Here is an 18883-nt window from a genome sequence, read left to right on the forward strand (position 1 = left end):
GTGGTGGGAGCGGCCTGCGGCGTCGGCGTTGCTGACGGCCGCGGAGGCAGAAGGTCGGGACTTCGATGCGGTAGTCGTGGGGGAGTATGAGCGTGCGTTTCATGGTGACCAGTTCCGAGAAGTCGTGGCGCGGTTGACCGCGATGGGGGTGCCGGTGTGGTTGCCGGAGGCCGGCGGACCGGTGGAGTTGGACAGTCCGGTGCATCAGGCCTTGATGGTGTTGCTGGGTGCGCAGGCACGGTGCGAGGTGGTGCGGGCTCGTCACCGCGTGATGGCGGCGATGCGCGAGCAGACGCGGTCTCAGGGTCGCTTCCTGGGCGGCCGTCCGCCGTACGGGTATCGGTTGGCTGATGGTGGGCCGCATCCGAACGCTATGCAGGCGCGGTGGGGGCGGTGGGTGCAGGTGCTGGAACCGGATCCGGTGACAGCGCCGTGGGTGCGGTGGTTGTTCGCCGAGCGGGCGCGGGGGCGGTCGGTGGCGTCGTTGGCGCGGGAGTTGAACGAGCGCGGAGTTCCCTGCCCATCGAGTGCGGATCGGGCACGGAACTTGCATCGGACGGGCAGCCGGTGGATCACACGGACCGTCGGGACGATCTTGGAGAATCCCCGGTACACCGGCCGGCAGGTGTGGAACCGGCAGAGCAGTAAGGGCCACGGTGCCAGCGGACGCACAGGCGGCCGCAGTTCGGAGTGGTGCGCCGGAGCCCGGTGGGGGAGTGGGAGGTGTCCGAGCAGTTGGCGCATGCACCGCTGGTTGACGAGGACACGTTTGTCGCGGTGCAGCGGAGCCGCGCTGCGCGGCGCACCAAGGACGGCGATAGGCGTACCTACGTGTTGGCCGGGTTGGTCGTCTGTGGGGTGTGCGGCCGTCGGATGGATGTGCACTGGGCTCACGGTCGCCCCGGCTACCGCTGCCGTCACGGCTACACCACCGGCACGCCCCGACTCGGCCACGTGCCCCGGAACGTCTACGTCCGCGAAGACCACCTGCTCGAGACCCTACCTAGCCTGCTCCAACAGGATGGGTGGGTGCAGGCCAGGGCACCCGGTGGCGCCAGCGGATACCTGCGCCAGCATGGGTTGGAGATCGTGTGTACCAAAGGAAACCCCAGCGTGCGGCGAGCACCGTCACGACGAGTGATTAACCCGGCGGTCGCACCGGGTCAGCAGGCCACGCTTGCGCTGGACCTCGGAACTGGGCTGGTCGAGGACCGCCGCGCCTCATGCAATCGACGCCGTCCACCTTAGATCCGTGGGGTAAGGGAGTGTCCGAGGGGGGACTTGAACCCCCACGGCGGTGAGATTTCCCCAGATCGGGGAAATACTCATCATGTACCGAACGTTAGCAGTTGCCATCTGGTCGGGCAATGTGGGCATCTGTGGCGAGTGGGTGGGGTTCGCCCGTGAGCGCAGCGAGCGCGGTGGCGATGTCGTGGATACTCGCTTTGACATAAGTCGTGGTGGCGCTGTCCGAGGAGTCGTGGTGGCCAGCGTAGGCATGGGCGACGGCGTAGCCGAAATTGCGTTCGACCCATGTCAAGGTCGTGTGACGTAACCAGTGCGTGGAGATCTGCTGGGTGTGGACCCAAGGAAGGTGCTGCCCGATACGCTCCCACAGGTGGTCGTAGCGGCGGTAGGTGATGGGTTTTCCTGATCGGTACCTCAGCAGCTTTTCGTCAGGTTCGGTGGCACCACGCCGATCAGCGTGGCGGAGCAGATGCGCCATGAGCGTGGGGGAAACGGGCTGCCAGCGGACGTTCCCGTCCTTCTCACGTAGATAGATCAGGCTTTGAACGGCATCGAGATCCCGGCTCCGAAGGCTGAGTGCGCCTCCACGGCGGCAGGCTGTTTCGACATGGAGACGGAGGATCAGAGCGTCGAGTTCAGGGTCGTTGCCGGTAGCAGCGGCGACATAGGTGATCTCGGCGAGGCTGGTGTCGGTGAGCGCACGACGGGTGGAGGGGCGCCGACGTGGCTTGGCTACTTTGCGGGCGGGGTTGTCGGCATCCTTGATTAGCCGGTCGTTCTCCGCATGCCGGTAGAGGCAACGGATGGCAGCGATGAAGTTCTCGGCGGCGCTGCGGCCGGCGCGCGAGTTCCGGCGTTCAATGGCGTTGGACCGGACGTGCTCAGCGAGTTGCTCGATCTCGGACGGAGCCGGTTCGTCGAGCGCTCGGTGCCCCCACAGGGCCTCGAGACGTCGCCAGTAGGGGCTGTAGGAGCGGCGAGTGCTGTCTGATACAGCGCCCGCCACGATAGGGATGTATGCGGTAAACGTTGGCGCAGCAGGCTGGTTGGATGATGGATGGAGAAGGTCGTACGGATCGACCCCCATTCGCATCAAGACGAGGCGTGCCGCCTCCAGTTCCGTCGTGCCGGGGGAGTGATTGCATGTAGTACGGGGTGTATCGCTCACGAGACTTTCCCGGCGGTGCTGGCGGTGTGGTAGTAGTTCATGATCTTGTCCAGCTTGGACATGGTGTATGCCAGCAGGACTCTGTGATGGACGGCTGCGGCAAGGAGCAGCTTGTGTGCAATGGATATGCCACATCGGGCTCGCACCATCGCTGGGATCACGACGCAGTACTGTCGGGAAACTGCCGCGAAACCGCCGACGTCGGCCGTGAGCACTATCGTGTCCGCGACGAGAGTCAGGCCGAGTGAGTCACCTGGATTCCAGCCCAGATGACGTAAGACGTCGCGGGCAGGCACACGCCCAGAGGCGTCGACCCGAGCGATGTCATACACCATAGACCCGTCGTGCGCCGAGTTGTGCAGGACGGGCAAGGGCAGCGACCGTGCTGGGTCATGCCCCCGCGCGGTCTTGCGGGAAGGCACCAACGCGGTGACGATGTGATCAGCAACGGTGGTGGCTACCGCGCCCTGCGGTGCGGCGCTCCGGCTGGTGCCTCTGCTCATCGACTGCAGCCTCACTGCTCTCCCGACGACTCGGGGATATCGGAGACGACCCCTGGTTCACGACGGTCAGGTGCCGACAGCACGTCAGATCGAACGACTTGTCGGCGGCGGTTGGCGTCAAGCGGGTTCCGGCGCGAACCGTCCGGTCGAGACACGCACGTGGCGTCCGGCCGCTGATTCACGACCGTCGGTTGGCGAGCTGTAATCAATGTAACCGGGCGGCCGGTCGCGTGCCGATGTCCGCGACCGGGCCGCTCACCGGTCGCACGATGCCGGCCACAGCAAGGTGACTGGTGGTTGGACCAAGGTCGGCTGTCGGTCGCCGGTGCCGGGTCGCACTGCCGACCGAAGGTTGCCCAGATCAGCTCAGTCTGCTCCGCAACCGACCAGCAGGGATGGCGTGAGTCTCGGCCGTGCACGACCGGAGGCGACCGAGCAAACGATCAGAGTGGATAGCGATGCTCCCGACCCGGCCGAGTCCACGGTAGACCAAGGCGGGAACCGACCAGCATGGCTCGCGGTCGTGGTGCTCGACGCTGACCGGCTGCCGGGCCTGCAAGGAGGTCGGCGGGCTCACGCGACATTGGTGACCCGTGCCTTGCTTCGACCGGCTCGGTCGCCGAGCCAGCCGAGGAATCCAGTACCTCGGAGGCACGACCCCGGACCGTCCCACGGCGGACGAGCTCAGACGACCGTGGCTGGCCCGATCGGTCGGAGACGGTCAGTGTCAACGTCCTCGGTCGACACTCCGATTCCGGGGTGACCCATTCGGGTGATCATGGGCTTGCTCTCGCGGTTGGTGCCGACGGGGCAAGGCGTGGGGCAGGGGATGGGGCAAGGGGTGGTTTCGACGCTCGCGGCGTTGTTGTCGCTGAGCGAAAAGGGGACTGCGATGTCCTCCGATTCCACCCGTCCCGCTGGCCGGTCGCCGCTGGCGAGCCTGCAGGATCAGTTCTCGCGGCCTGCCGCGGTCGCGCGGTTCGACGGAGCGTTGCGGGACTGGGCGCTCCAGGAGCGGGCGTTGGCCGGGACGTCCAGTCGCGCGCGGCTTCGGGCGGTTCTCGGGACGCGAGACTATGACCGGCACGACGCGGTGCTGTTCGCGCTGCTGCAGCGGGCGGCCGCCGAGGGGCGGGACGGTGTGGTGGCCGCGGAGCTGGTGCTGGACGCGATGGCGCCGGCGGTGCCGGGCATCGTCGGGCGGGTGTTGCGCGCGATGCGGGTCGTGGCCACCAGCCAGGGGCCGCGGAGGGGTGTGACCGGCGCGGGGGTGTCGGCCACCGAGGACGCCCACGATGTGCAGGTGATGGTGCTGGGCCATCTGTGGGAGGTGGTGCGGTGTTACCCGTTGCGGCGCCGGCGCCATGTGGCGGCGAATCTGGTGCGGGAGGCGCAGCGTGCGGCGCTGCGGTCGTTCGGGGTGTACTACCAGCAGCCCACCGTGGATGTGGTGAGCCTGGACGACCTGCCGGCTGGTGGGGCGTTGGTTGATCGGGTGGTGGAGCGTGACGCCTCGGAGGAGCTGCTCGAGTTGCTGGCGTGGGCGGTGGAGTCGGAGTGGATGGATGAGCGGGCCACGGCCCTGCTGACCGCCCGCTATTTCGGCGATCAGATCGGGCGGGATGGGGTGGCCACGGATCGGCAGGTGGCGGCGGAGATCGGGGTGAGCCAGCCGACGGTGACCCGGCATCGGCAGGCGGCGGAGCGGCAGCTGGCGGCGGCGGCGCGGGAGTTCGCGAACGCGCGGCTGGACCGGGCCGGCTGAGGGTGCATCAAACGGCCGCGCCACCCGGCGTGCCTGGGGTGATTGCAGGTACGCAGGTGGGGAGCGCTGGTGAGTGGATTCCGCGGTGAGCTCGATCCCGACGAGGTGGCGATCGCCTGTGCCCGGGTTCGTGCCCGGCAGCTTGGGCGCAGGCTGGCGGTGACGCTGGTCGACCGCGAGCTGTATGAGGAGTTGCAGCGGTTCCTGGACGAGGTCGGCTTCCGTGCCTGCGCGGCGCTGGAAACGGTGTCCCGGCAGCCCGAGGGGGAGTTGCGGAGCCGGTTGGAACTCCTTCTCGGTGGCGGGCTGGAGGAGTTGCGGTGACGCGCCGGGGGTCGCCGGTGCCGGATGCCCCGGTGGAGTCGCTGGTGCGCTCGGTGACCCGCCGGGGCGGGACGGTCCTGGCGTGGACAGTGGTGCTGGCGAGCCCGCTGGTGACGCTGGCGGCGTTGCTCCTGCTGCGCCCGACCGACGCTGGCGCGCCCTCGACACAGGCGGCGGAGCAGGGGTACGAGGCGCCTGGTGGGTGGGCGGAGATGTATGTGCGGGCGTGGCTGTCGGCCAGCCGGGAGGATGCGGCCGGGGTGGAGGCCTTCTACCCGGCCGGGGTGCGGTCGACGCGGGCGAGGGGCACGCAGGTGCCGGTGGACACCGTGACCGTGTCGGCGACCGCGCCGTCGCCGGGTGTGTGGTCGGTGGTGGTGGCGGTCAATGTGCTGACGCGGCAGCCTGATAGCCACCACGTGGCGGCGGTGAGCTGCGTCCAGGTCAGCCTGCTCGAACAGCACCCGGCCGACGAGGTTCGCCGGGCCTACGTGGCGGCGGCGCTGCCCGCGCTGGTGGCCTGCCCGGCCACCCTGCCAGCCGCTGAGCTGGCCTATCCGGAGTCGGCCGAGGTTGGTGGGCCGATCGGCCAGTCCGTCGCGGGTTTCCTGGCCGCCTACGTGGCGGGGCAGGGTGCCGTGGATCGTTTCGTCGCACCGGGGGCGCCGCTGGCCGCGGTCACCCCGGCGCCGTATCGGGCGGTGCGGGTGGAGGAGGTGCGCACGCACGAGACGTTCGAGCCGGGGCAGGCGGCCCGCCCGCCGGACGGCACCGAGACCCGGGTGCTGGCCCGAGCCTGGGGCCGGGACGCCGCCGGGGAGGACACGCCGCTGGACTACGCCCTCACGCTGCGCGCGCGGGCCGGGCGGTGGGAGGTGCGGCAGATCGATCCGGCGCCGCTGAGCGCCGCACCGCCCGCACCCCCGCCCGAACCCACGCAGCCGCCTCCGGCCACGGGGCCGCCTGCCGCAACCAGTGGCCGCCGTTGAAGGAGGAATCACGTCATGGACGCGTTCGTGCTCGCCGCCGACGTCAAGACCTGGATCGACACCAACCTCGCCTGGGGTGATCAGTCGGTGCGGCGGTTGATCCTGCTGGCCGCGATCGTCGGCGGGATCGGCCTGCTGATCGGTACCCGGGGCAACTTCACCCGCGCGATCAAGTACGGCGTGATCGCCGCGATCTTCCTGGGTATCCTGCTCAACATCGACGGCGTGGCCGAGATGTTCGGCGCGTGGTTCACCCAAGGCTAGCCGGTGAGCGTGCAGCGCAGGCCGCAGCCGGAGGTGCTGGTCGGCCGTTCGTACACCCGATCGCGGCGGTTCCCCCGGATGTTCGGGCGGATGCCCGGCCGCGACGGCGGCTACGTGCCCGGCGGGCCCTACACCCTGACCCAGGGGGTGGTGTTCCTGGTGCTGCTGGCCGTGGTGTGGAAACTCCCGGTGCTCGACTGGCTGGGTCCGGCGCGCTGGCTCGTCCCGCTCGCCGCGCTGGGGGTGCGCCGGGCCCGGATCGAATCCCGCACCCCGCTGGGCTGGCTGGCCGGGCTGTGCACCCACCTGCTGGCACCGGCCACCGGAACCCTCCGCGGCAAGCCCTACCGGCCGCAGCGTCCTCAATGGACGCGGCCGCGGCTGTACCTGCACACCCCGGAGCAGCCGGAAAACAGCGATGCCGCTCTGCGACCCCAAACCGCGGCGGCCGTGTCGCCGCTGCAACATCTGCTCGCCCAGACCCGCGGGGTGGTCTGATTTGGACAGCACGATCCTCGACCTCAGCGGCAACCTGCTGTTCTGCGCGGACGGCTCCACCTGGGCCGTGTGGCGGGCGCACCCGGTGGAGAGCGCCCGCTCCACCGGCGCCCAGTTGCAGGACCTCTACAGTCGCACCCTGGCCTTCATGAAGTCGCTGCGCGGCGAGGTCCTGGTGGTGTCCTTGTGTGAGCAGGTGCAACCGCACGCGATCATCCGTCGGTGTATCGAGGGCATCGACCTGGACGCCAACCCGCACTGGGCGGAGACGGTGCACAACGCCTGGGACCAGCTCGACACGCTCGAGGTGCTGGGACGCAGCTACTGGGTGGCCACACCCCTGGCCGGGCACGGCTGGCGCGACGCCGCACAGGGGCTGCTGCGGGCCACCGGGGCAGCGCTGGCGGAGAACCTGGGCATTCCCGCCCGCCCTGCCAGCAGGGCCGCGGTCGAGCAGGCTCAGGCGCGGGCCCGGACGGTGGCGCTGGAGCTGGGCTCGTCGATCCCGCTGCGTCCGGCCAGCGAGGCCGAGCTGCTGTGGTGGCTGTCCCGCGCCCCGGTCCGCGGGGTGAACGAACCCCAGCTCGACGGGGCGGCCGCGGTGCACAACACGGGCATCACCCTGACCCGCGGCGGTGGCCGGGCCCGCCTGGCGACCCTGCGCGGCACCGTGCTCGATGAGGGCGGCCGCACCGACACCGACCCCGAGGGCGGGTCCCGGCGCACAGGGCTGCTGGGTCCGCTCCGGACGCTGAACCGGCGTTTCCTGAAATGCCTCACCCCGGGCGACGAGGGGCTGGTCGCGAGCTACCAGGCGTACCTGGTGCTGGCCGAGATGCCCCGGGTGATCACCTTCCCCGGGCACGAGATCCTGCCCCGCCTGGCCGGGATCGGGTTCGACGTCGACTACGCCCTGCGGATCACCGCCAAGACCAACGAGGAAGCCCGCGCGGCCAACCGGCGCCGGACCCGGGATCTGATGAGCCAGGACGAGGAGCACGGCGGCGACGACGCCGGGGTGCCGGCCGATGTGCAGTCGGCGCAGGAGGAGCAGCAGCACAAGAACGAGCGGCTCGGCGCCAGCTCCACCGAGCTCGAGCTCGAGGTCGGCCTCCTCGCCTGCGTCTGGGGCACCACCGCCGAGGACTGCGACCGCCGAGCCCGCGCCCTGCGCTCGGCGTTCCTGGGCAGCGAGTACACCTGGGAACGCCCGCTGGGCGGCCAGATCCCGCTGTACCAAGCCTTCCTGCCCGGTTACCGGACACCGATGGTGGTGCGCGAGACCAGCCAGAACCTGCTGGCCACCGACCTGGCCATGCTGCTGCCGTTCTCGGCCACCGAGTTCGGCGACCCCACCGGCGCCCTGTTCGGCCTCGTGCTGGACGGCGGGGCGCTGTCCCCGTTCCTGCTGGACCCGACCTACGGGCCCAGCCACGACTCCTCCGGCGGCCTCGCCATCGTCGGCGAGCTGGGCTCGGGTAAGAGCGTGGTGCTGAAGAACGTCGCCGCCGTGGTGCGGCTCATGCTCGACGGGCGCGTGATCGTCATCGACCGGACCCGCAGCCGCGAATGGGAACCGGTAGCCCGGGCACTGCCGGGCGACAGCCAGATCGTCGACATCGTCGACCCCACCTTCGACGGCGAGCGGACGGCCCATGCGGAGCTGCGCTACTCCTGCGACCCGCTGCGGGTGTTCACCGGCAAGACCAGCACCGGCATCGCCGAGACCTTCTTCGCCTCCTGGCTCGACCTGGAGTCCCACTCCGCCGAGCGCGACGCGCTGGGCCGCGGCCTGGACGAGGTCAGCGGTGGTGCGGACGCCTCGAGTAACACCCTGATCGACACGCTGGCCCGGCACGGTCGCGACGACCCGGCGGCCAAGGCCCTGGCGGAGCGGCTGCGGCGGCTGCGGCGTGACCCGATCACCCGCTGCCTGTTCGACGCGGACCTGCCGCCGGTGGACCTGCTGGGCGCGGACATGGTCGTGTTCTGCACCAACGAGATTCCCCTGCCGACCACGCTGGAGATGAGCACCGACCGGATGGCCTCCCGTATCACCGTCCGCAAGCTGTTCGGGCGGGCCTTCCACCTGCTGATCGCGGCGATCGCCAAAGAGATCTGCTTCGCCACGGACCGCTGGGGCGAGTTCATCTGCGACGAGGCCTACAACGTCACCGGCACCCCCGAGGGGCAGCAGATCGCGCTGGAGTTCGTCCGGGACGGCCGTAAACATGGCGCCGACGCTGCCTTCGGCTCGCACGCCGTGGCCGACCTCGGCGACGAGGTCCTGCGGGGCCTGATCGCCGTGCGCTTCCTCGGCCGGCACCGTGATGACCACCTCGCCCGCGGCGGGCTGGAATGGCTCGGCATCGACCCCGACGATGCGCACTATCGCGAGATCGTCACCAAGGACCTGTCACCGATCAACCCCGCAGGCGGGGACCCCGAACGCCAGGCCCGGGCGGGGGAGTTCCTCGTGCGCGACCACGCCAGCCGGGTCGGCAAGGTCAAAGTCCTCACCCAGCCCTACCGCGACCTGCCTCGCGCCGTGCTCACCACACCCACCATCACCCGCGGCGCGCCCGGCCACAGCCCCGCCTGAATCAACCCCCGCCCGCGCGGCGCGTGCCTGAACCGTCAGCAGCGCCACGCTTCCTCGGGCGAGGGGAGTGTCCATGACGGTGATCGCGCGAGCCGCGGCCCGCCTGGCGCCGACCATCGCGATCATTCTGCTCACCCTCACCGGCACCACCGGGGCCGCGGTGGCGCAGACGTCACCACCGACCTGCACTCCGCTGCCGACCTGCCTGGTGCTCCCCGAAGGCGAGGAACCACCACCACGCCCTTCGCTGGACGACCCGCCACCCGCTCCGAACGGGCCACCGCCGCTGCCGCTGCCCACCGAGGTCGGCGACCAGCTGCACACCGCCGGCATGGACGGCCTGTTCTCCATCAACGACGGCTACGGCCGCACCCTGCACCACTACGACCTCTTCGCCAACCTGCCCTGGCTGCTGGACAACCCGGTGCCCACGATCTGGCTGTGGCTGGCCAACATCGGGTTCGCCGTGGGCAAGTACACGCTCGGGTTCGCCGTGTGGTTCACCGAGTGGGCGATGGGCAGCCAGGTCCTCACCTGGATCCAGGAACCGGCCCAGCAGCTGGAGCGCATCTGGCAGGCCGACATCATCGGTGCCCTGAAACTGCGCCAGCTGGTGCTCCTGGCCGCGACCTGCTACCTCGGCCTGCTGTTCTTCCGTGGCCGCACCACCCGCGCCTGGCGGGAAATGATCTCGACCATCGCGATCAACGTGCTGGCCATCGCCATCATCACCCACCCGGTCGACCTCCTCGTCGGCGACGGCGGTGTACTCAGCCTCAGCCGCGACCTCGGTGCCGACGTCGCCGCCGTGGTCATGGGCCGCCAACCCGCGGGCACCGGCAACCCCGCCGCACCGATCGGCCAGTCGCTGATCGACAACCTGCTCATCACCCCCTGGGAGACCCTGAACTACGGCGCCCCCATCACCCAGGACCGCGAGGTCGACGGTGGCTGCCAGCACTCGGTGGAGCAGGTGCTCGACCAGGGCCCGTGGTCGAGCAAGGACGACAGCACCCCTGCCCGCGAACTCGATGGCTGCCCCGGTGACTACGGGAAGTACAACGAGGTCGCGGGCGCTGACCGCGCGGTCGGTGCCTGGCTCTACGCCGTGGCGATGATCCTGTTCGCCATCCTCACCGTCTGCCTGAACGCCATCCAGGTGCTGGCGCCGTACTTCCTGCTGTTCGAGGGACTGCTGCTGTCGCTGGCACTGATCGCCGCGCTGGTCCCGGCCTGGCAACACCAGCTGGCCTACCGGATCAGCTCGATTGCCATCACCCTGGCCACGCTGCTGATGGGCATGCTGTTCATCGCAGTGATGACCATCCTGCTGCGTTCGGTGATGCTGATCGACCTCGGCTCGCAGCTGGTGCGCTTCGCCGTGATCGACATCGTCGTGTTCTCCGGCTTCCTGTTCCGCAAACGCCTCCTGGCCGGTGCGCAGAGGATGCGCGCCAAGGTCAACACCGGCCTGCAACGCGCCGGTCGCCGCGGCCGCCCCCTCAAACCCCTACCGACCCCGATCGTGCCGCCCGGCCCCAACCGGCTCGGACGGACCATCCAGGTCGGCACGACCGCGTTCCGCGAAGCCGCCGTGCAGCCCGCCCAGCAGGTGGCCGGCAGGCTGCGCACCGCAGGGAAGACCGCGGGCAAGCTGGGCAGCACGGCGCTGGCCTACACCGCCGGCGCACCGGTCGCCTGGCCCCGAGCCGCCCGGCGCGCCCACACCGCCCTCACTCGCCGGGGCAACACGGCCAAACGCGCCCTGGCCGGCAAGAGCGCCACGGCCAAGACCTACACCACCACCTACGCCCGCAACCTCGGCACCGCCACCGGCGCACGGCCAGCCTGGAACGCCGCCCGCACCGTCGCCACCGCGGTCACCGCCCGACCACCGGCCCGGCACGCCGCACAGCAGACACCGGCCACCGCACAGCCGGCGACCGGCGCCGCCCGCCTTGCCGACCTCACACCCCACCCCACCGCCGCGACGCCCCGGTTCCGCGGCCGGAACGAGGCAGCACCGGCACCGCGGCAACCAGACCCAGGTGCCTTGCCCCCAGGCATGCTGCCGCCACCGAACCCGCTGGCGCAGCGCCTGCGTGATCGGCTCGACCACCGCCGGGGAACCCGACCGTGAACCCCCTGCTCGCCGTCACCCTTGCCGGCCGCCTCCGCGACCGCGCCCGGCAGCATCCCCTCGCCTGGGGCTGCCTGGCCCTGCTGGCCCTCGCCGGCCCGTTCCTCGGCCTGGCGGTACTGGCCGGGGTCGTCGTGGTGGTCATCGCAGGCAGCGGCGGGAGCGCGGCGACGGTTGCTCCCCGGCAGGTGCCCGGCATCCCGGACACCATGCTTGTCGCCTACATCCAAGCCGCGCAGCACCTTCCGGAGATCCGTCCGCGGTGCCGGGGTATGCGGTGGTCCATCCTGGCCGGTGTCGCCCAGGTCGAATCCCGGCACGCCGCCGGACACACCATCGCCCCCAACGGCGACATCCACCCACCCATCCTGGGCCCAGCCCTGGACGGCAGCGGAGCCGGCGGCAACCGTACCCCGATCCGCAACCGCGACGGCACCTACGCCCGAGCGGCGGGTCCGTTCCAGTTCCTCACCACCACCTGGGACACCGTCGGCCAGGACGGCAACCGCGACGGCCACCGCAACGTCCACAACGCGTTCGACGCCGCCCTCGGGGCCGCCGCCTACCTCTGCGGCACCGGCCCTCGCGACCTCAATGACGAACCCCAGCTGCGCGTAGCGCTGTACTCCTACAACCACAGCCAGGCCTACGTCACCACGGTCCTGGCCCACATCCGCTCCTACGACGCCATCCCGCTGCGCCACCGCGGTCGCCCGATCCAGGCCACCGGCGTGGCCAAGACGGTCATCGACGCGGCCATGTCCCAGCTCGGCGTGCCCTATGCCTGGGGCGGCGGCACCCGGCACGGCCCCAGCACAGGCATCCGCGACGGGGGAGTCGCCGACCGCCACGGCGACTACGCCAAGATCGGCTTCGACTGCAGCGGCCTGACCCTGTATGCCTACGCCCAGGCCGGCATCGACCTACCCCGCACCAGCCGAGCACAGTTCCACGCCGGAACCCGCGTACCGAAAGAAGCCGGCATCGGTGCCCTCCGGCCCGGCGACCTCGTCTTCTACAGCCCCGGCTCGATCCACCACGTCGGCATCTACCTCGGCAACGGCGACATGATCAACGCCCCCTACTCGGGCACCACCGTCCGCATCGACCCCGTCGACCTCAGCGAATACGCAGGCGCAGCCCGCCTCCTCCACTGACCTTCACCGCGACAGGAGCCAGTGACCCCGATGCGTCGAAAACGCACCGCGCCGTAGCCCGGGCAAGTGAATGAGGAAGGGACAACCCGATGAAGCATGCGAACCCGATCTCTGCCGTTGACCCCGGCGTTGACCCTGCAGGTAACGCCGCCATCGGCGCGGACGTCATGGCTGGTCAGCCGGGATGGGCAGGGCTTGCCCAGAAAGCCGACCTGTTCTCCCCATCGCATGGCCGCCAGGCCATGCCCGAGAACACCGGCGCGCCGCAGGCGCTCGACATAGCTCACCTCATGACGCATGACGCGGTGTGGTGGGTGACCACTGCGCTGGTCGCGCTCGGAATCGCGATCTTCGTCCTCCACCGACACCTCCGTTCCCACCACCTCCGCTCCAGAATCCGCTACGACTTCCTCCCCACCACCAGCTTCGACGCCAGCCCTCAAAGTGTCCTCAACTTCGCCCACCAACTCGGTCGCGCCCGCCCAGTGCACGGTTGGGTACCCCGCTCCGTGGTCGGCGTCCGTATTCGCTTTCGCACAGACGATCAAGGAAAGATGATCATGAGTGTCGAAGGACGTGAGTCGATCACCGGCGTGATCAACAAACTGGCGTATCCGCAGGTCGAGACGCGACGGAGCGCGCTGGATGCGGACTCCGTCGCAGGCAAGGAGAACTCTCCTCCCGAAGGGTGAAGGAGAAACCTCCTTGGTGTCAGGATGGAAAGTCAGACAGCCTGACGACCGCGACGGGTTGGTATTGCCGACGACGTCGCTGCATGACTTGCTTGGCTTGGTGATGGCTCATCCGCGTCAGGTCGGAGGAGGGTTCTCCCTGGAGGGGAGCGGTCGGCACGTCGTTCGGTCTCCGCGGGCGACCGTTGAGCGCAGGCAGGCATTCGTGGAACGCGGCCTCGCCGAGGCTGCTCAAGGTGTTGACCTCGCGCCAGTGGGTCCCTACGGCGACGGTGCATGCTCCGATCCTTGTGGCGTGGGTCGGTCGGACTGTGTCCCTGGTGCCAGACAGTCGGCGATGTCGCTTTCATTCCGTTTCGTCCTGGTTTGTGTCGTTGTGCAGATTGCTGGCGTCGGTGGTGCAGCGTGGGAGGGGGCGCCGGCCACTTCTGGTGTGGCCACGAACATGGAGCGGGTCTTGGTGTCGATGAGCGGAGGGCGGTCGAGCGGGACGGTGCAGGTGGAGCGAGGCGGTCCAGGGTTGGATGAGCAGTCCGAGGTGTCGGATCGGATGCTGTGGAGGGAGGTGTCCGCGGGTAGTCATGCTGCTTTTCGGGAGTTCTTCCACCGTCATCTGCGGGCTGTCTGGAATCACGCGTATCGCTTGACCGGATCGGCTGACGTGGCTGAAGACCTCGCGTCCATCACGTTTCTCACGGCGTGGCGTAAGCGCGCACAGGTGGTGCTCGTGCACGACAGTGCGTTGCCGTGGTTGTTCACCATCGCGGGTAATGCGGCCCGCGATGAGCGTCGCAGTACGGCCAGGCGAGATCGGTTGGTCAGACGTATGAGAAGCGGGGTCGCCGTGCCTGACCATGCTGAAGCTGTCGCGAGCCAGATGGATGACCAGGATCGAGGACGACGGCTCGCCGAGGCGGTTGGTCGTCTACCTGCGGCGCAGCGTCGCGTCGTGGAGCTGTGCTTGCTGGGTGAATTACCGCAGTCCGAGGTGGCCGCTGTGCTGGGTGTTACCGAGATGACCGTGCGTTCGAATCTGGCCCGGGCCCGTGCCCGGCTTCGGACGATGGTGAAGCGAGCAGGGAGTGATGACTGTGCCTAAGGAGGAGTTCGAGATGCGGCCGGCGAGTGACGTGCCGCCGCAGGTAGCTGCCCGGGTTGAGGCGAAGGTGTTCGCTGCGCTGGATACCGAGCCGCAGCGACGATCTCGGCGTTGGATGGGTGCGGCTGCGGCGGCTGCCGCGGCGGTAGTTGGGCTCGGTGTCGTCGGAGCGGCTGTCCTGGCGAACGATCCTCTTGGATCGAGCCAGGCCGCAGACCGTGGCTCCGTGTCGGGAGATCCGGGTCCGGCCAGGGCAGTGTCGCCACCACAACTCGATCCGGCGAAGGCCCAGGCCGAACTCGATCGGTGCCGACGGGCGGTCGGGGACGACTCCCGCTTCCCTGCCCGGGACCAGTGGCATCCGCTGTTCCAGGTCGACGGGCCGGCAGCGACGGTCACTGCGGCCCGAGTGGATGGCCAGCCTGTGTTCTGCGAGACCAGCAAGGCCACCGTGACCGTGTCGGTGCCCGGCGCCGCTCCGGCGTACGTGGCCGGTAGTCGCACGGGTTCGCTGCTGATGACCCCGAACGGGACCATCGCTGGTGTCCTGGATCCGACATGGCGGGCACCCCAGGTGAAGGTTACTGGTCCGGAGAAGGACAGCATCAGCGGTCCGGTCCAGAGCCAGGATGACTTGTTCGTCTTCCTGTCCGTCATCCCCACTCGGCAGGACACCACCGTCACGGTCGTGAACGGGGCAAACCCGGAGCGAGCGCTGCCGCGTCCCACGTCCGACCCGGTCACGGTTTCCACCACGGGGATGCCCGAGGCAGACCGTTCCTCTCCTCGAAGCCGACTGCTGGGGCAGTGCATCGATGACGCGCAATCCGGGGTCGTGGACGCCCCCAGTTGGGGACCGGGAGCGATGGTCGAGGCAGGGGAAGAGCGTCTCATCATGGCGAGGAACCAGTTCGGAGTTAGCGCCTGCTTCCAGCAGGAACATCGCACCACCTTCTTGCCGTACACTGGTCGGCTCCCCAGCCCGGGCGAGTCCGGCCAGCCGAAGCTGCTCAGCGTCGCCCCGGCCGTCGATGACCGACCGCTGCTTGCCGGCACGGTGCCCGCGCCAGCCGCCCGCATCGAGCTGACGCTCGCGGACGATACCGTCGTGACGGGTGACGTCGCGAACTCGACCTTCGCTGTCCTCTTGCCTGCGTCGTCAGCCACCCCGGTGGCTACCAGCGGCCCGACCGTCAAAGACATGGACAAAATCAGCTGCCATCTTCTCGGAGTTGACGGCCAAACGCTGTACGACGGTCCGCTTATGGGGTAGGTATATTTACGCCGAGCGGAGTATCGACAATTCGATGGCAGGGTTGGGCAACGTATATTCCCCAACCCTGCTGTCAAGGGTGATTCGTGTCACCGATCGTTTCACTCCGGTGGGGGTATTTGTGTCAACTGTCAATGGGTAACTTTTATTGGCGTTGCCGCGTACACGTCGGACACGGCTCGGGGGATCGGGGAGTTCCGCTTTTCCTTTTCTTGGCTGGCGTGTGTTTGTGTGCTTTGTCAATCAGGGAGGAATTGATTTGTTGTCACGAAGACTCAGGCCCGTAATTGCGGCCGTTGTTGCAGCGCTGGTCGCTGGATTTGCACTTGTGTCTACGGCGCACGCCGCTCCAGCGACAACCAGTGCCAAGGCCGGGGAAGAGCAAGTCATCGAAGCTGGCCTCCGTGGCCTGATCGCGGGGAATCCTGGGGCGGTCAAGATCTCTGACAACACCGTGCGCCTTGCCAACGGTGTGGAGGCCACGCTCACCAAGGGGAAGCCGAGGGCGAAATCCAATACCGCACTAAAAAGGCAAGATTGCGAATACTTGCACACATGCATCTGGGATAAAGATGGCTACATGTGGAGTTTCTACAAGTGTGGGTTCGTCAACATTGGCCTGAGTGGATGGTCCGATCGGCTTCGTGAACACGAGAACAACCAGTCCCCTGGAACTGGAACTGTTTTCTATAACTGGACGGGAAGTTCCTGGGAATGGCTCGGTGGCTCGACCGCATACTTCTACAGCGGGTACATCAGCCCCGGTCACCGTCTAGCCAGATGGCGAATCACTGACGCTATCGACGTGTGCAACAACCACCCACCGAACTGAAACAAGCTGCGGGACGACTGACTGCGCATCCGCGGGCCGTGCCGGGAATGAAGTGATGATCTTGCCGCCGGGTTGGTTCCCGGCGGCAAGATCGCGCGCAGAGCTGTTAGGGCAACGTCCACTGGCGCAGGTTGATCGGGCCGACGCCTGATTATCAAGCTACGCTGCTGGCGGAGGTGATGCCCGTGGCTCGCCAGCCCAAGGTACTCGTACGGTCGTTGGCGCCGGAACAGGCGCAGCGGCTGGTCAAGATCACGCGCACCACCCGTCATCGGGTTCGGCTGCGGCGGGCCAGGATCGTGCTGGCGTCGCACAGGGCCGACCCGCGAGCTGATCTACCGCATCGCCCGCTCCAGCCCGGCCGGGCAGGACCAGTCGTTCACCACTTGGAGGCCTGACCAAACTGGTGGCTTACCTGGCCGGACACCACCGGCTGACGGCATCTACCGAGACCGCGCGGCGCGTCCGGCACGACAACCGTATTTCCTGGTAGCGTACGAAGACGTGGAAAACCAGCCGGGCCCCGACTTTCGGCGCGAAGACGGTCCGCATCCTTGCCCCTATACGACACTCCTCCCGCGGACGGGTGGTTGCCGTGTGGACGAGTTCGGGCCGCTGAACCTGCAACCCTGGCCCGGTCATGGCTGGTTCCCACGCGGGAGTCCGGCGCGGCTGCGCGCCACCTACACCCGCACCGGCGGGGTGCGGCATGATTCTGACGGTGTAAACCGACCGCAGATGTCCGTACGTTGTGACCGCATTTCCCGGTCGATTTCATGATCAATGTTGGTGAGAAGTGACCGCGCTGGGCGGTGGGGCAGTGTCCTGTCTCGTGTGTGGTCCTCAGCTGAGCAGGAGGAGTGCGTAGTAGGTCAGGAAGTGCTCGACTGCGTACGAGCCGCCGGTGATCTGGGGCAGTGAGGCGTGGGTGTGGGCGTGGACGGTGTCGAGCATGGCGGGGATCCGGTCGTCGTCGGTGGGGAGGGTGTGCGCGAGGCGGTGCCAGCACCAGGCGCGGTGCAGGTTGAGCCCATGGAGGTGGGCGATCAGCCCGTCGGAGGGATCGGTGACCGTCACCGGGGTGAACAGGGTCGCGGGCTCCTGGTCGGCGATGCCGGGCAGGAATCCCTGCAGCCAATCGGCGAACTCCGTCGCTGGCAGCAGGCGGGTCATGAGTTCGGCTTCGGCCAGGGCCGGGGACAAGAAGTCCGCCCCGGAGGGCTCCCAGGCGCCAGGATAGTCACGGTCGGATCCGAACCACCGCCAGGCGGTCTCGGTGATGACCTGTTGCAGCCGTGGGTCGCCGCGGTCGGCGAGGTAGCTGGCGTAGGGCAAGGCGCGGGACAGCCCGAACGCACCGTTGTCGTGCACCCCGTGCCGGATTGGATAGGTGGTCTGCGGCAGCCAGTCGAGGTAGCGGGCCACGAAGACCGCGCTCAACTCGTGCAGGGCTGTTGACCAGCGCGCCGCATCCGGGTCATCCCAGGTGGCGGTCTCGAAGGTGAGTTCCAGCAGCGCCGACCAGCCGTAGGGGCGTTGGGTGGTGCGGTGTTCGTCGGGGGCGAAGTAGGCGATCTCGGCGGCCAGTGCCTGGGTGGTCAGGTGCTCGTTGAGTGTGCGGCGGATGTCCGTGGCCGGGACGTGAGCGCTGTGGTGGCGCAGCAGGCGCACCAGTACCCAGAACATCTCCACACAGGAATGCCAGTCGAAACTGCCGTAGAAGCACGGGTGCAGCAGTCGCGGGGCGGGGATGGGCACGCCCTCGACGTGCCAGTGACTCTCGTGGTGCGGGTACTCACGCACGACGTTCGTCAACGCTGTCCCGGCCAGATCACCAGCGCTGGCCGTCAGTAACCGGACTCGTTCGCCGTCCCACCCGGTCATCGGCATGCCCTCCCTCAGACTCGTATCCTCATTCGAGAACAATAAGCCCCTACTCGGAGCCGATTGTCGAGCTGCAGTCGGTGGTGGTGCCCTGGCAAGGAGCCGGTTCGGCGGCTGATCCTCGATCGTCTGATCAACTTTCGTAGGGCCAGCGGCCGTCTGCGACGGCTGGTTCGGGGTCGAAACGGGGTTGCGCATCGTCCGGGCTGGTGCCGAGCGCGTGGGCGATCTCATGCCAGGTGTGGCCGCCTGCGCGAGCGTCGTGCACGAGCTGCGGCAGGAATCGTTCGGCCTGGTGGATGAGGCTAGCGGTCAGGGCGATGGTGGTGAGGTCGTCGCCGAGCCAGAGCCGGCACTAGGCCGTGCGGGTAACCTCGCCGGGGTTGGCGGGACTCGTGCAAGTACACGCCAGCGCATCCTCAACCGCAGCTCGTCTGGTGGGAAG

General features: G+C 68.5%; 15 protein-coding genes and 1 pseudogene. 13 read left to right on the top strand and 3 right to left on the bottom strand.

All coding sequences use genetic code 11. From position 1 onward, the window contains the following. Positions 1 to 373: 373 nt before the first annotated feature. Positions 374 to 583 (top strand): annotated as a pseudogene (locus tag KOI47_RS36435) (recombinase family protein); the annotation flags it as partial. A 290-nt stretch (positions 584 to 873) separates the two neighbouring features. After that, positions 874 to 1248 carry a hypothetical protein gene (locus KOI47_RS36440; protein WP_408629942.1) on the top strand — a complete coding sequence of 125 codons (375 nt, stop codon included), beginning with the start codon at positions 874 to 876 and terminating at the stop codon, positions 1246 to 1248. 94 nt (positions 1249 to 1342) lie between these two features. Here the strand turns inward: KOI47_RS36440 and KOI47_RS16690 are convergent, their stop codons facing one another. After that, a complete protein-coding gene (locus KOI47_RS16690) occupies positions 1343 to 2341 on the bottom strand; it encodes a tyrosine-type recombinase/integrase (RefSeq protein WP_216217345.1) in 999 nt (332 codons plus the stop codon). 71 nt (positions 2342 to 2412) lie between these two features. After that, a complete protein-coding gene (locus KOI47_RS16695) occupies positions 2413 to 2919 on the bottom strand; it encodes an AbrB/MazE/SpoVT family DNA-binding domain-containing protein (RefSeq protein WP_216216854.1) in 507 nt (168 codons plus the stop codon). Between the two features lie 892 nt (positions 2920 to 3811). Between KOI47_RS16695 and KOI47_RS16700 the strand changes: the two genes are divergently transcribed. The 11 genes from KOI47_RS16700 to KOI47_RS16750 all read left to right on the top strand — a co-directional run bounded on the left by KOI47_RS16700 (position 3812) and on the right by KOI47_RS16750 (position 15722). Then, positions 3812 to 4684: a hypothetical protein gene (locus KOI47_RS16700; RefSeq protein WP_216216855.1), complete on the top strand. Its 873-nt coding sequence runs from the start codon at positions 3812 to 3814 to the stop codon at positions 4682 to 4684. A 69-nt stretch (positions 4685 to 4753) separates the two neighbouring features. After that, entirely contained in the window at positions 4754 to 5008 is a 255-nt protein-coding gene (locus KOI47_RS16705; protein WP_216216856.1) for a hypothetical protein, read from the top strand. Beyond that, positions 5005 to 5997, top strand: coding sequence for a conjugal transfer protein (locus KOI47_RS16710; protein WP_216216857.1), 993 nt, complete (start codon positions 5005 to 5007; stop codon positions 5995 to 5997). The genes KOI47_RS16705 and KOI47_RS16710 overlap by 4 nt, the downstream gene beginning before the upstream one ends. 15 nt (positions 5998 to 6012) lie before the next feature. Further along, positions 6013 to 6261, top strand: a complete 249-nt coding sequence (locus KOI47_RS16715) for a hypothetical protein (protein WP_216216858.1) — start codon at positions 6013 to 6015, stop codon at positions 6259 to 6261. A 3-nt stretch (positions 6262 to 6264) separates the two neighbouring features. After that, positions 6265 to 6759 carry a hypothetical protein gene (locus KOI47_RS16720; RefSeq protein ID WP_232376792.1) on the top strand — a complete coding sequence of 165 codons (495 nt, stop codon included), beginning with the start codon at positions 6265 to 6267 and terminating at the stop codon, positions 6757 to 6759. Position 6760: 1 nt separating this feature from the next. Further along, positions 6761 to 9361 carry an ATP-binding protein gene (locus KOI47_RS16725; protein ID WP_216216859.1) on the top strand — a complete coding sequence of 867 codons (2601 nt, stop codon included), beginning with the start codon at positions 6761 to 6763 and terminating at the stop codon, positions 9359 to 9361. A gap of 73 nt (positions 9362 to 9434) precedes the next feature. Next, positions 9435 to 11501 carry a hypothetical protein gene (locus KOI47_RS16730; RefSeq protein WP_216216860.1) on the top strand — a complete coding sequence of 689 codons (2067 nt, stop codon included), beginning with the start codon at positions 9435 to 9437 and terminating at the stop codon, positions 11499 to 11501. Beyond that, the gene (locus KOI47_RS16735) at positions 11498 to 12658 is read left to right on the top strand and encodes a C40 family peptidase (protein ID WP_216216861.1); all 1161 of its coding nucleotides are present in this window, start codon (positions 11498 to 11500) and stop codon (positions 12656 to 12658) included. Before KOI47_RS16730 ends, KOI47_RS16735 begins: the two co-directional genes overlap by 4 nt. Positions 12659 to 12747: 89 nt before the next feature. Beyond that, the gene (locus KOI47_RS16740) at positions 12748 to 13350 is read left to right on the top strand and encodes a hypothetical protein (protein ID WP_232376793.1); all 603 of its coding nucleotides are present in this window, start codon (positions 12748 to 12750) and stop codon (positions 13348 to 13350) included. A 337-nt stretch (positions 13351 to 13687) separates the two neighbouring features. Next, positions 13688 to 14449, top strand: coding sequence for an RNA polymerase sigma factor (locus KOI47_RS16745; protein ID WP_408629916.1), 762 nt, complete (start codon positions 13688 to 13690; stop codon positions 14447 to 14449). Further along, entirely contained in the window at positions 14442 to 15722 is a 1281-nt protein-coding gene (locus KOI47_RS16750; protein ID WP_216216862.1) for a hypothetical protein, read from the top strand. The genes KOI47_RS16745 and KOI47_RS16750 overlap by 8 nt, the downstream gene beginning before the upstream one ends. A gap of 1675 nt (positions 15723 to 17397) precedes the next feature. Here KOI47_RS16750 and KOI47_RS16755 read toward each other — a convergent pair. Further along, the gene (locus KOI47_RS16755) at positions 17398 to 18438 is read right to left on the bottom strand and encodes a DUF2891 domain-containing protein (protein WP_216216863.1); all 1041 of its coding nucleotides are present in this window, start codon (positions 18436 to 18438) and stop codon (positions 17398 to 17400) included. Positions 18439 to 18883 lie beyond the last annotated feature (445 nt).

This window comes from Amycolatopsis aidingensis, from assembly GCF_018885265.1.
In the GTDB taxonomy this organism is placed as follows: domain Bacteria; phylum Actinomycetota; class Actinomycetes; order Mycobacteriales; family Pseudonocardiaceae; genus Amycolatopsis; species Amycolatopsis aidingensis.